Source organism: Ideonella sp. sgz306126, assembly GCF_056032705.1.
In genome coordinates this window covers 395,544-409,279 of sequence record NZ_JBVYWP010000003.1, presented here as the reverse complement: position 1 = coordinate 409,279, position 13,736 = coordinate 395,544, and the positions used below count along the sequence as shown (strand labels likewise).

General features: G+C 70.1%; 7 protein-coding genes. 4 read left to right on the top strand and 3 right to left on the bottom strand.

The genetic code is table 11. The annotated features are described in order from the left end of the window. Positions 1-64 precede the first annotated feature (64 nt). Positions 65-2,920 (bottom strand): valine--tRNA ligase, encoded by a 2,856-nt coding sequence (locus AC0N04_RS10320; protein WP_474281219.1) that lies wholly within the window; start codon positions 2,918-2,920, stop codon positions 65-67. Positions 2,921-3,123: 203 nt separating this feature from the next. On the opposite strand from AC0N04_RS10320, the gene AC0N04_RS10315 reads away from it, so the two are divergent. After that, the gene (locus AC0N04_RS10315) at positions 3,124-4,488 is read left to right on the top strand and encodes a S41 family peptidase (RefSeq protein WP_474281217.1); all 1,365 of its coding nucleotides are present in this window, start codon (positions 3,124-3,126) and stop codon (positions 4,486-4,488) included. Between the two features lie 64 nt (positions 4,489-4,552). On the opposite strand, the gene AC0N04_RS10310 is transcribed toward AC0N04_RS10315, so the two are convergent. Then, positions 4,553-5,530 carry a GMP reductase gene (locus tag AC0N04_RS10310; protein WP_474281215.1) on the bottom strand — a complete coding sequence of 326 codons (978 nt, stop codon included), beginning with the start codon at positions 5,528-5,530 and terminating at the stop codon, positions 4,553-4,555. 587 nt (positions 5,531-6,117) lie between these two features. On the opposite strand from AC0N04_RS10310, the gene AC0N04_RS10305 reads away from it, so the two are divergent. The 3 genes from AC0N04_RS10305 (at position 6,118) to AC0N04_RS10295 (ending at position 12,983) form a co-directional block, all read left to right on the top strand. Further along, complete coding sequence (locus tag AC0N04_RS10305; RefSeq protein ID WP_474281213.1) at positions 6,118-8,520, top strand: UvrD-helicase domain-containing protein; 2,403 nt, start codon at positions 6,118-6,120, stop codon at positions 8,518-8,520. Between the two features lie 271 nt (positions 8,521-8,791). Beyond that, a complete protein-coding gene (locus AC0N04_RS10300) occupies positions 8,792-10,795 on the top strand; it encodes a GGDEF domain-containing protein (RefSeq protein WP_474281211.1) in 2,004 nt (667 codons plus the stop codon). A 58-nt stretch (positions 10,796-10,853) separates the two neighbouring features. Continuing rightward, positions 10,854-12,983 carry a GGDEF domain-containing protein gene (locus tag AC0N04_RS10295; RefSeq protein ID WP_474281209.1) on the top strand — a complete coding sequence of 710 codons (2,130 nt, stop codon included), beginning with the start codon at positions 10,854-10,856 and terminating at the stop codon, positions 12,981-12,983. On the opposite strand, the gene AC0N04_RS10290 is transcribed toward AC0N04_RS10295, so the two are convergent. After that, positions 12,936-13,733, bottom strand: a complete 798-nt coding sequence (locus AC0N04_RS10290) for a BPSS1780 family membrane protein (protein WP_474281207.1) — start codon at positions 13,731-13,733, stop codon at positions 12,936-12,938. The genes AC0N04_RS10295 and AC0N04_RS10290 overlap by 48 nt on opposite strands. Positions 13,734-13,736 lie beyond the last annotated feature (3 nt).

Genomic DNA, 13,736 nt, shown 5'->3' with positions numbered 1-13,736 from the left:
CGCGGCCGGATGACTCCCGCCCCCCACGAAGCCGCGGCTCGCCCACCTCGGCGGCCGAGCCGCGTCAGGCGGCCGGCAGCCGGGCCTTCTGGTCGCGCAGGCTGGCGAGCGTGCGCTCGAAATCGGCCAGGCGCGCCCGCTCCTGCGCCACCACGGCCTGCGGCGCGCGTGCGACGAAACTCTCGTTGTCCAGCTTGGCGCGGGCCTTGCCAACCTCGCCGTCCAGCCGCAGGATTTCCTTGCCCAGGCGCTCGTGCTCGGCGGCCAGATCGATCTCGACCTTCAGCGCCAGGCGGGCTTCGCCCTGCACCAGCACCGGCGCCAGCTCGGTGGCAGCAGCGAAGGCCCCGGCATCGCCGAGCTGCTGCACCTCGCTGAGCTTGGCCAGCGCCTTGAGCAGCGGCGCAGCTTCGTCGAGGAAGCCGGCGTCGCCCAGCGTGATCAGCGGCACCCGCGCCGCAGGCGAGAGGTTCATCTCGCCGCGCAGCGTGCGGCAGGCACCGACGAAGTCCTTGAGCTTGCCGACCCAGGCGTCGGCCGCCGGGTCCACACGCTCCAGCTGAGCCTGGGGATAGGGGGCGGTGGCGATCGTCTGCGCGCTGCCTGCCGCCTTGCGGCCGGCCACCACCGCCACCGTGTCCCACAGCTCGGCGGTGATGAAGGGCGCCACCGGGTGCAGCAGCCGCAACACGGTTTCCAGCGTGCGGATCAGCGTGCGGCGCGTGGCCCGCTGCCGGGCCTCGCTGCCGTTCTGGATCTGCACCTTGGCGATCTCCAGGTACCAGTCGCAGAACTCGTCCCAGACGAACTGGTAGACCGCGTTGGCCACGTTGTCCAGCCGGTACTCGGCAAAGCCCTGCGCCACCGCGGCTTCCACGCGCTGCAGCTCGCTGGTGATCCAGCGATCGGCCGGGCTGAACACCAGATAGCCTTCCAGCGCGCCGCCGTTGGTGCACTCGGCGGCCGTGTGCTCCTTCAGCCCGCAGTCCTGGCCTTCGCAGTTCATCAGCGCGAACTTGGTGGCGTTCCAGAGCTTGTTGCAGAAGTTGCGGTAGCCCTCGCAGCGCTTGGAGTCGAAGTTGACCGAGCGGCCCAGCGTGGCCATGGCCGCGAAGGTGAAGCGCAGCGCATCGGCGCCATAGCCGGGGATGCCTTCGGGGAATTCCTTCTCGGTGGCCTTGCGCACCTTGGGCGCGGTCTCGGGCTTGCGCAGGCCGGTGGTGCGCTTGTCCAGCAGCTCGGGCAGGGCGATGCCGTCGATCAGGTCCACCGGGTCCAGCACGTTGCCCTCGGACTTGCTCATCTTCTTGCCGTGGGCGTCGAGCACCAGGCCGTGGATGTAGACATGGCGGAACGGCACCTGGCCGGTGAAGTGCTTGGTCATCATGATCATCCGGGCGACCCAGAAGAAGATGATGTCGTAGCCGGTGACCAGCACGCTGCTGGGCAGGAACAGGTCTTGTTCTATCGTCTGGGCCGGCCAGCCCAGCGTGGAGAAGGGCACCAGGGCCGACGAGTACCAGGTGTCGAGCACGTCCTCGTCGCGGGTCAGGGTGCCGTGGTAGCCGGCGGACGTAGCCTTGGCGCGGGCCTCGTCCTCGCTGCGGGCCACGAACAGCTCGCCGCCCGTGCCATACCAGGCCGGAATCTGGTGGCCCCACCACAGCTGCCGCGAGATGCACCAGTCCTGGATGTTCTTCATCCACTGGTTGTAGGTGTTGACCCAGTTCTCGGGCACGAACTTCACGTCGCCCGATTCCACGGCCTCGATCGCCTCTTCGGCGATGGACTTGCCGTTCGTGCCGGCCTTGGTCATGGCCACGAACCACTGGTCGGTGAGCATCGGCTCGATGATCTGGCCGGTGCGGGCGCAGCGCGGCACCATCAGCTTGTGCTTCTTCACCTCGACCAGCAGGCCCTCGGCCTCGAGCTGGGCGACGACCTGCTTGCGCGCGACGAAGCGGTCCAGGCCCACGTAAGGGGCCGGAATGTCGACGGCCTCGGCGGCGCTGACCTTGGCCTCCAGGTCGAAGATGGTGAGCATCGGCAGCTTGTGCCGCAGGCCCACCTGGTAGTCGTTTTGATCATGCGCCGGCGTGACCTTGACCACGCCGGTGCCGAAGGCCTTGTCCACGTAGTCGTCGGCGATCACCGGCACCAGACGGCCGGTGATCGGCAGCTTGACCTGCTTGCCGATCAAGTGGGTGTAGCGCTCGTCCTCGGGGTGCACCATCACCGCGGTATCGCCCAGCAGGGTCTCGGGCCGGGTGGTGGCCACCACCAGCGACTCGGTGGAGCCTGCCACCGGGTAGCGGATGTGCCACAGCGAGCCGTCTTCCTCTTCGCTCTCCACCTCCAGGTCGGAAACGGCGGACTTCAGCACCGGATCCCAGCTCACCAGGCGCTTGCCGCGGTAGATCAGGCCTTCCTCGTAGAGGCGCACGAAGGTCTCGGTGACGACGGTCGAGAGCTTGTCGTCCATCGTGAAGTACTCGTGCTCCCAGCTCACCGAGTCGCCCATGCGGCGCATCTGCTGGGTGATGGTGGCGCCCGACTGCTGCTTCCACTCCCACACCTTGGCGACGAAGTTCTTGCGGCCCAGGTCGTGGCGGCTGAGCTTCTGTTCCTGCAGCTGGCGTTCGACGACGATCTGGGTCGCGATGCCGGCGTGGTCGGTGCCCGGCACCCACAGGGTGTTAAAGCCGCGCATACGGTGATAACGGGTCAACGAGTCCATGATGGTCTGGTTGAACGCGTGGCCCATGTGCAGCGTGCCGGTGACGTTGGGCGGCGGCAGCTGGATGCAGAAGCTGGGCTTGGCGGCATCCAACGTGGGCTGGTAGACGCCCGAGTGCTCCCACAGCGGCGCCCAGCGGGCTTCGATCGCGGCGGGCTCAAACGATTTGGCGAGTTCGGTCATGGCGGCAAGGCTAGTCGGCAGGCTGCCACGGGCAGCACGGAGGAGGACTCCCGGAAGCGCGCGGCCTCGGAAACCAGGGTGGGAAAACGCCACGGCAACGGCGGCGTGCAGTCATCGACCGCTGCAGCGCACCGGGCCGGGGGAGTTGCAAGGATTGTAGGGCGTGGTAGCTTGTCGCCCCTGGGGATCTCGTGGAGCACACTATGCATGCAAGCCGCCTGAACCGAGCCGTCCGCCGCCTGGCCTGGGGAGTGATCGTCGCGTCCACCGCCTGGCTGACCGCCTGCGGCGGCGGTGGCGATGCCGGGCCCAGTTGCTTGGTCGTCGACCAGCAGATCGGCCTGCGCAGCTACATGAACGACTGGTACTTCTGGTACGCCGTCAGCCCGAATCCCGACCCGGCCGGCTACGCCACGGTGGACGACTACTTCCAGGCCCTGCTCTACACCGGCAGCGATCCCGCTTTCCCGGCCGACCGCTGGAGCTACCGCAGCAGCACCGAGGCCTTCGACAACTTCTTCGTCCAGGGTCAGACCCTGGGCTACGGCGTGATGGTGGCCGGGCTGGAGGTGGCCGGCCAGCCCGGCCAGCCGCTCTACGTCCGCTACATCGAACCGGGCTCGCCGGCCGCGGCGGCCGGGCTGGCCCGCGGCGACCAGATCCTCGCCATCAACGACCAGACCGCCGCCCAGGTGATCGCCGCCAACGACTACAGCGCACTGAGCCCCACGGCACCGGGGCAGACCGTGCGCCTGAGCGTGCAGAACGCCGCCGGCCAGCGCCAGTTGACGCTGACCGCGGCGGTCTACGCGCTGGCGCCGGTGGTGGACACCGCGGTCCTCGCCAGCCCCGGCGGCCGCAGCGTCGGCTACCTGATGGTCAAGGACATGGTCAACCAGGCGCTGGCGCCGATGGATGCCGCCTTCGCGCAGTTCAAGGCCGCCGGCGTGCAGGACGTGGTGATCGACCTGCGCTACAACGGCGGCGGCCTGGTCTCCACCGCCGCCGCGCTGGCCTCGTACCCGGCCGGGCCGACGACCACCGGCCAGGTCTTTGCCAACCTGCTGTTCAACGACCGCCACACCGACAGCGACCGCACCGTGGCCTTCCAGGGCCTCGCCAATGCCACCGGCCTGTCGCGGGTGTACGTGCTGACCGGCCCGCGCACCTGCTCGGCCAGCGAGCAGGTGATCAACGCGCTCGCGCCGTTCGTCGAGGTGGTCACGATCGGCGACACCACCTGCGGCAAGCCGGTGGGCTTCGTGCCGGTCGATGACGGTTGCGGCAACACCTGGAGCATCGTGAACTTCGAGACCGCCAACGCCCAGGGCACGGGCCGCTACTTCAACGGCCTGGCAGCCACCTGCCCGGTGGCCGAGAACTTCGCCAGCGTGCTGGGAACGACGAGCGAGCCGCTGCTGGCCACCGCGCTGGCGCATGCCGACAGCGGCAGTTGCCCTGCCGCCGGCGTGGCCCAGACGCACGCCCATCTGCTGGGCTGGAGGCCGGCCGCACAGCGTCCGCGCGTCAACGAACCGGGGGACCGCGGCGGCATGCTGCTGCGCTGACAGGAACGAACGCGGGTCGAGTTGCGCGCGCCTCGTCGAAACGCGGGCCTCACCGGCAGGCGACTCACATCAGCAGGTGTTCGCCCGCGTTTTCACCGCCGAGGATGACGTAGTTGACGCGGCGCAGGTCCGTCAGTTGGGTGCCGCCGGAGTAGGAGATCGAGCTTTGCAGGTCCTCGTGCATCTCGCGCACCGTGTCGGCCAGCTGGCCCTTGATCGGCTCCAGGATGCGCTTGCCCTCGACATGCTTGTACTCGCCCTTGTTGAAGTCGCTCGCGCTGCCGTAGTACTCCTTGTAGCGCCGGCCGTCGACCTCGACCGTGGCGCCGGGCGATTCCTCGTGGCCCGCGAACAGCGAGCCCACCATCACCATCGCCGCGCCGAAGCGCACGCTCTTGGCGATGTCGCCGTGGTGGCGGATGCCGCCGTCGGCGATGATGGGCTTGGTCGCCACCCGGGCACACCATTTCAGCGCGCTGAGCTGCCAGCCGCCGGTGCCGAAGCCGGTCTTGAGCCGCGTGATGCAGACCTTGCCCGGGCCGATGCCGACCTTGGTCGCGTCGGCCCCCCAGTTCTCCAGATCGATCACCGCCTCCGGCGTGCCGACGTTGCCGGCGATGACGAAGGTCTTCGGCAGCTTGTGCTTGATGTAGTCGATCATCTGCCGCACGCTCTCGGCGTGGCCGTGGGCGATGTCGATCGTGATGTAGTCGGCCCCCACCCCCTCCGCCGCGAGACGGTCGATCACCGCTCGGTCGGCCGGCTTGACGCCCGAGCTGATCGACACGAACAGGCCCAGCTCGCGCATGCGCCGGGCATAGGCCACGTTGTCCAGGTCGAAGCGGTGCATCACGTAGAAGTAGCCGTTGGCGGCCAGCCATTCGGTGATCTTCTCGTCCACCACGGTCTTCATGTTGGCCGGCACCACCGGCAGCTTGAAGCGGCGGCCGCCGAAGTCCACGCCGGTGTCGCACTCGGCGCGGCTTTCCACGCGGCACTTGCGCGGCAGCAAGAGCACGTTGTCGTAATCGAAGATGTCCATCTCACAGGCTCCAGAGGTGATTCGGCGCTTTGATCGCAGTGCGCCGATATGGGCTGCGAGCGCTTGACCTGGAGGCCCGGCTCTGCCGCGAAGGCCATTCAGCGCGGAATGGTGCAGGCAGGCAAACCGGACGCCAGAATTTGGGCCCGGTGGCTGATTCTACGCAGGTCGGACGGGTCGCCTGCAGTGCGGGATTTCGATGGCTGAAGCCGGCCTGTTTCGGACTTTCGATCGTTGCGGCCTCACGTCTGAGCGCGATCAGGACGCCGGCGCGCTCTGCTCCGCCCATGTCCTCCGTCATCGACCCTGCGGGCCGATGCCTCCGCCTTTGCTTCACTGCACAGAGCCCCGCCATTCTCATCCATCACCGCGAGCGGCTCTCGACGAAGAGCTCGGTGGTCGACGGCGGAGGGCGTTGGGTGAGTGGCACAGCGAGGTCAAGGAGGAGCCCGAAGCCCGCCAGGGTTGCGGGCGGGGGACACGAGCGGAGTCGCTCGCGCAACGGCCTCCGCCTCGCTCGACAGGGGGGCGCGTCCCGAGACCTGAGGTCGGCAACGGTCCGCTGGCCGCCTCCCTACAATCCCCGGATGCCCTTCCAAGACCCCTCAGACCACGCACCTCCGCCCCCCGATGCCAGCGGACTGCTGCGGGGCCTGAACCCCGAGCAGTTGGCGGCGGTCACGCTGGGGGCCGAGCCGGCGCTGATCCTGGCCGGGGCGGGATCGGGCAAGACCCGGGTGCTGACCACGCGCATCGCCTGGCTGCTGCAGACCGGCCAGGTCTCGCCCGGCGGCGTGCTGGCCGTCACCTTCACCAACAAAGCGGCCAAGGAGATGCTGACGCGGCTCTCCGCCATGCTGCCGGTGAACGTGCGCGGCATGTGGATCGGCACCTTCCACGGCCTGTGCAACCGCTTCCTGCGTGCGCACTGGAAGGCGGCCGGCCTGCCGCAGAGTTTCCAGATCCTCGACAGCGGCGACACGCTCAGCGCGGTCAAGCGCGTGATCAAGGCGATGAAGCTGGACGAAGAACGCTTCGTGCCCAAGCAGGTCAACTGGTTCATCGCCGGCTGCAAGGAAGACGGCCAGCGGCCCAAGGACGTCGCGATCCACGACGGCCAGACCCAGACGCTGGTCGAGATCTACCAGGCCTACGAAGATCAGTGCCAACGCGAGGGCGTGGTCGACTTCGCCGAGCTGATGCTGCGCACCTACGAGCTGATGCGCGACGACGCCGCGCTGCGCGAGCATTACCGCCGGCGCTTCCGCCACATCCTGGTCGACGAGTTCCAGGACACCAACCGGCTGCAGTACGCGTGGCTGAAGATGTTCGCCGGTCCCGAAGCCGCGGTGCTGGCCGTGGGCGACGACGACCAGAGCATCTACGCCTTCCGCGGCGCGCAGGTCGGCAACATGGCGGACTTCGAACGCGAGTTCCGCGTCAAGCAAGTGATCCGGCTGGAACGCAACTACCGCAGCTACGGCAACATCCTCGACGCGGCCAACGAACTGATCAGCCACAACAGCCGTCGCCTGGGCAAGACCCTGCGCACCGAGGCCGGGCCGGGCGAGCCGGTGCGGGTGCAGGAAAACACCAGCGACTTCGCCGAGGCGCAGTGGCTGCTCGAGGAACTGCAGCAGCTCAACCGCAGCGGCCTGCCGCGGCGCGAGGCGGCCATCCTGTACCGCAGCAACGCACAGTCGCGGGTGATCGAATCGGCGCTGTTCAACGCCGGCATTCCGTACCGCGTCTATGGCGGACTGCGCTTCTTCGAGCGCGCCGAGGTCAAGCACGCACTGGCCTACCTGCGCCTGATCGAGAACTGCAACGACGACACCAGCTACCTGCGGGTCGTGAACTTCCCGACCCGCGGCATCGGCGCGCGCACGCTGGAGCAGTTGCAGGACGCCGCGCGCCAGACCGGCCGCAGCCTGTGGCAGAGCGTGGGCGCGGTCGGTGGCAAGGGCGGCGCCAACCTGATCGCGTTCAACGCGCTGGTCGACGCGATGCGCAACGACACCCACGGCCTGACGCTGCGCGAGATCATCGAGCACATGCTGCAACGCTCCGGCCTGGTCGACTTTTACCGCACCGAGAAGGAAGGCGCCGACCGGATCGAGAACCTGGAGGAACTGGTCAACGCGGCCGAGGCCTTCGTCACCCAGGAAGGCTTCGGCAAGGACGCCGTCGCACTGCCGGTGGACGAACACGGCCCGGGCCGGATCGCCGCCGGCCTGCCGCAGGCGGTGGCCGGCGTCGACCTGACGCCGGACGCCGAAACCGGCGAGATCGTCAGCCCGCTGGCGGCCTTCCTGACCCACGCCGCGCTGGAGGCCGGCGACAACCAGGCCCAGGCCGGCCAGGACGCGGTGCAGCTGATGACGGTGCACTCGGCCAAGGGGCTGGAGTTCGACGCGGTGTTCATCACCGGGCTGGAAGAAGGGCTGTTCCCGCACGAGAACTCGCTTTCCGACGCCGACGGGCTGGAAGAAGAACGCCGCCTGATGTACGTGGCCATCACCCGCGCGCGCCAGCGCCTGTACCTGAGCTTCAGCCAGACCCGCATGCTGCACGGCCAGACGCGCTACAACGTCAAGAGCCGCTTCTTCGACGAGTTGCCCGAAGGCGCGCTGAAATGGCTCACGCCGCGCCACCAGGGCTTCGGTTCGGGCTTCGCGCAGGATTACCAGGCCGCCTGGCAGCGCGGCAGCGGCCTGGGCTCGGTCGTCGGCGCGGGGCGCCACAGCGGCTGGCAGCCGCCTTCAGCGCCCAGTTCAGCGCCCGTGCCCAAGGCCATGGCAGAGAACGCCGCCAAGGCCGCCGGCCACGGGCTGCGCGTCGGCCAGGGCGTGTTCCACACCAAGTTCGGCGAGGGCGTCGTCGTCACGCTGGAGGGCGGCGGCGAGGACGCCCGTGCGCAGGTCAACTTCGGCCGTCACGGCCCGAAATGGCTGGCTTTGTCGGTCGCCAAACTGACCCCGGTGGACTGAGGTCGGCGGGGGGGCGGCTTCAGCGGCGCGGCCGCGGGCAGCGCGAAAACCCTCAAGTCGGGCGCGCCGTACCCGATATGGCGTCTCAGGGAGTTGACGAATTCGATGCGTCGCCACGGTCCACGCCACCGTGGGCGACGATCGTCCTTTTGCCTCGGACCGATCCATGCCCCACCCGCGCAAGCACCGCTGTTCCGCTTCAGGTCCGCCGACCCGAAGCGGCGCGTGCGCGAACGGGCGGCGATGGCGGGGCTGGTGGATCGGCGTCGCGATGCTGCATTCGCTGGCGCTGGCGTCGACTGCCGACACCGCGGAACTGGACCGGCTGGAGCAGATCGGCCGGGCCCACCCCGACTCCGCCGAAGCCGGGCTGGAGCGCCTGCTCGCCCCTGCGGGGGTCGACGAATCCACCCGACTGGATGGCCTGTTCCTGCTCGGCAAGCTCCAGGCCGACCGGCACATCGCCGACAACGTCACCGCCGTGACCTCCCGCCTGGGCGACTTGTCGACCCGCACCGCCGACGTCCGGCGGCGCGACGACGCGCTGGCGGCGATCGACTGCCTGACCGCCGACCAGATCGCGGCGGACGGCCCGCTGGCGCGTGCCGAGGCCTTGCTGGACGACGCGATGCACCGGCTGACGCCGACATCGTCGCAGCGGGTGCGGCTCGGCTGCCTGCTGATCCAGGCGGTCGTCAAGGAGAACCTGGGCCATCTGGACGACGCCGTGCGGCTGAACCAACTGGCGATTCACGAGGCCGATCTCCGCGGGCCCGCCTGGCAGCGCGCCGAGTTGCGCTCGGTGCTCGCCAACGTGCTGCGCCGCGCCGGCCAGACCGAGCAAGCCCTGCAGATCAACCGGGAGGCGCTGAAGCTGGCCCAGGATCAGCACGACGCGCTGGCCCAGTCCCACGCGCTGACGCTGCAGTACATCCTGATCGACAGCTTCGGCGCCGACCCCGGGCGCGACGCGCTGGAACTCGCGGCCGCCGAAGGGGCGCTGAAGTTCGCCCGCGAGGCGGGCTCGCTCTATGTCGAGGCGCAATGCCGCTCCAACCTGAGCGACTTCTACCTTCAGCGCGGCCGCTACCAGCAGGCCTACGACATCGCCCAGCAGGGCTTGGCGCTGGCCCGGACGGCCCACAACCAGGATGCGGAAGGCGTCGCGCTGATCAACAGCGGCGAGGCCTTGATCTCGCTTCACCGCAAGGACGAGGGCATGCGCCTGGTGCACCAGTCGATCGACCGGGACCTGCGCGCCGACAGCCTGGTCAGCGCCGCCGAATCGCTGGAAGACCTCGGCCGCTACCTCGAGCGCGCCGGCTACCTGGCCGACGCCTACACCACCGACCAGGACCTGCGCCGCGTCAATCAGGAACTGGCGCATCGCACGCGCGAGCGCGACGTGGTCGAGCTGCAGGCTCGCTTCGAGGCCGACCGGCGCGGCGCCGAGCGCGCCAGGCTGATGGACGACAACCGCCTCGCGCAGGCGCAGCTGCGCCAGCATGCGCTGCGCCAGCGCGTCTGGATCCTGGGCGTCGGCACGGTGGCGCTGCTGCTGGCGCTGGCGGCGCTGACGTACCGGCGCGTCAAGCGGACCCAGTTCGCGCTGTTCGAAACCAACCAGCGGCTGAGCGACGAAAGCCGCCACGACCCGCTCACCGGCGCGGCCAACCGGCGCCATTTCCAGGCGCGCTTCAGCACCGCAGAGCACACGGACCGCGGCGCCTCGGGACGGGCCGCCGGCGCCTTGTTCCTGATCGATCTGGACAAGTTCAAGCACATCAACGACCGCTACGGCCATGCCGGTGGCGACGCCGTGCTGGTCGAGGTGGCGCGCCGCCTGCGGGCGGTCATCCGGCCGCAGGACCTGCTGGTGCGCTGGGGCGGCGAGGAGTTCCTGCTGGTGGTGCCGATGCCCTCGCCCGGCCAGGTCGACGCGCTGGCCCAGCGGCTGCTGAACGCGCTGGCCGCCTTGCCGGTGGCGGTCGACGACGAGCGCATCGTGGTGTCGGCGTCGGTGGGCTATGCGACCTTCCCGCTCGGGCCGGGCGGCTTCGAGTGGGGCTGGGAGCAGGCCGTGAACCTGGTGGACACCGCCATGTACGTCGCCAAGGCCCAGGGCCGCAACCGGGCCTGCGGCGTCAGCGCGTGCACGGCGCAGTCCCACGAGGCCGCGGCAGCCACGCTGCTGGACCTCGAAGCCGCCGAACGGCGCGGCGAGGTCCGCCTCACCGCGCTGAAGGGCCTGGAGACCGCGGAGATGCCGGCATGAGCGCGCCAGGCTGCTCCCCAGCGCGAATCCCGCAGCGCGTGGCGCGGAGGGCCGCCCCATGAGCGCGCATCCGAAGCGCCTGGCAGCGGCCGTGCTCATCCTGGCGCTGGGGCTGCTGACCATCGCCGAGGCAGCGCGGGCCAACGATCTGCTGCAGCAGACGGCGGCCGAGCTGTCGCGCCAGGCCGACCGCTGGATCGACGACAGCAACGACAGCACCACCCTGCCGTGGGCGGGCATGACGGGCGGGCCGGTCCCCGCCGCCTTGTCCGAGACCCAATGGACCCGGATGCGCGCCCGCGTGCAAGGCATCGTGATGGCCCGATCCGACCGCGCCGCCGACGCGGCGGCGGCGCTGGCCGTCCTGGCCGGCCTGGCTCGCCAGGGCGACCTGGGTGCGCTGGGCGACGAGCACCTGCTGCAGTCCCTGCTGTATCAGCGGCAATGGCGCAGCAAGGACGCCGAAGCCGAGGAACTGCAAGCCGACCAGGCCTACGCCGCCCAGTGCGGTCCGGCGCTCGACGGGGCCGGATGCGATGCCCGGCCGTGGTGGCGGGTGCTGCACCAGGAAGCGATGCGAGCCGACACCCAGGGCCGGCAGATCGAGGCACGCGCACTGCAGCAGCGTGCGCTGGACCTGGCCGACCGGCTGGGCGACAACACGCTGCGGGCCTGGTCGCTGTCGGATCTCGCCTACGTCAGCAACGCCCTTGGCGACAAAGAGCTGGCGCGGCGGCAAATGGCCCAGGCCGAGCGGATCGCCCAGGACGACGAGAGCCGGCTGGCCTGGTTCCGGGTGCGCAACAACGCCTCGCGCCTGGCCAGCGCCTCGGCCGAGCCGGACGTCGCACGGCACGCGCTGGACGAGGCGCTGGCGCTGGCCCGTGCGCAGCACTGGCAGCGGCTCGAAGCCCTGGTGCTGGGCAACCTCGCCGACGCCTGGGTGCACGGCGGCCATCCGCGCCAGGCCTTGAAGGCGGTGGAGCAGGCGCTGCCGCTGGCCCGCCGCTTCGGCGACCTCGAGCGCGAGCCGCTGCTGCTGCACAACGGCGGCCTGGCCCGCCTGGCGCTGGGCCAGGTCCGGCAGGGCCGCGCCGACCTGGATGCGGCGCTGCTGATCTGGACCCGGGCCGGCGCCGAAGGCACCGTGCGCACCGCGTTGCACGAATACGCCGACGCGCTGGCGCAGGCCGGCGAGCCGGGCGATGCGCTGGCGCTCTACCACCGCGAGCAGGCGCTGGGCGCGCGCATGGACCAAGCCAACCGCCAGGCCTTGCAGGCCGAGCTGAGCCGGCGCTACCGCAGCGAGAGCGAGCAGCGGGAGCTGGCCCGACTGCAGCGCGCCAAGGCGCTCAACCTGGCTGAGCTGGACAACCAGCGGTTGACCCAGCGCCTGTGGCTGATGGGCGGCGCGCTGCTGCTGGCGGCGCTGTCGTTCCTGGGACTGCTGGTGCGGCGCGCGCTGGCCGCCAACCGTCGCCTGCGCGAAGGTCAGGCCCTGCTCCAGCGCCAGCGCGAATGCGATGTGCTGACCGGTCTGGCCAACCGTCACCGGTTCCAGGACGTGATGGCCGCGCGCGCCGACGGCCGGGGCTTCACCGGCGCCTTGATGATGCTGGACGTCGACCATTTCAAGCAGGTCAACGACCGCCACGGCCACCCGGGCGGCGATGCCGTGCTGATCGAATTGGCCCGCCGCCTGCAGGCCGCGGTGCGCGAAGACGACCTGCTCTGCCGCTGGGGCGGCGAGGAGTTTCTGCTGTTCTCGCCGTCGCTGTCGGCCGATGGGCTGGCGGCGCTGGCCGAGCGCCTGCTCGGCCTGGTGGGCGACGAACCGCTGCGGCTGCCCGATGGCCAGGCGCTGGATTTGACCCTGTCGGTGGGCTATGCCCGCTTTCCGCTCCCCGCCCACCAGCTGCCGATGAGCTGGGAGCGCGCGGTGAACCTGGTCGACATGGCCTTGTACACCGCCAAATCGATGGGCCGCGACCGGGCGATCGGCGTGGTCTCGCTCGCGGCGGCCGACAACGCCGCCCTGGTGGCGACCGAGGCCGCGTTCGACGACGCCCGCCTGAGCGGACGGGTCACGCTGCACCAGCACAGCCGGGTGCCGGAGACCCGATCGGCTGCGGCCGGGACCTCAGTCGTCGACCGCCCCGAAGGTGTCGACGAAGCAGAAATACAGTGACGCGTAGAAGGCCGTGGTAAAGATCAGCGCCATCGGCATCATCACCAGCGGCGCCACCGAACCCAGGCCCAGCAGCGTCAGCGCCAGCGCCGTGATCGCCCCGGCGAACACCAGGCTGGCGGCCCAGGTCAGCCCGTACACGGCGAAGGCGCCGCGCGTGCGCCAGACCGCCAGCAGGCTGGTGAACAAGGCCTGCAGCAGGCCTTGCCGCCCCCATCGCACCAGCGCCGGTGCATGCCAGAACGGCAGGCTCAACAGCACCGACAGCACGACCCGCGCGATCGCCCCCGCCAGCACGCCGGGCGCCGCCGCCAACTGCTCGATCTCGGCGCTGCCGGCCTTGCCGCCGGCCATCGCGTCGACCAGGTCGTCGAAGCGGCCGCCATCGATCAGGTTGCACAGCGCCAGGATGGCCAGCGTCGCCAGCGCATAAGCCAGGCACAGGTTGATCAGCGTGCGGCGCTGCGCCGCCCCGCCGTCGCGCCACAGGGCCAGGTAGACGCCCGGGCGCACCGGCTCGCCGCGTTGCGCGCCGGCCACCGCCATCATGAAGGCCAGGCTCAGCAGCGGCACGATCATCATCAGCAACAGGCCACCGACGGCCGGCAGGGCGCTGAAGACCAGCGCCGCCAGCATGAACAGCACGAACAGGCCGGCATAGCCCATCGGATGCCGGAAACACTCGGCAAAGCCCTGGCGGACCCAGCGCAGGCCGCGGGCGGCGGGCACGGTGTGAAGTTTCAATCCCATCGG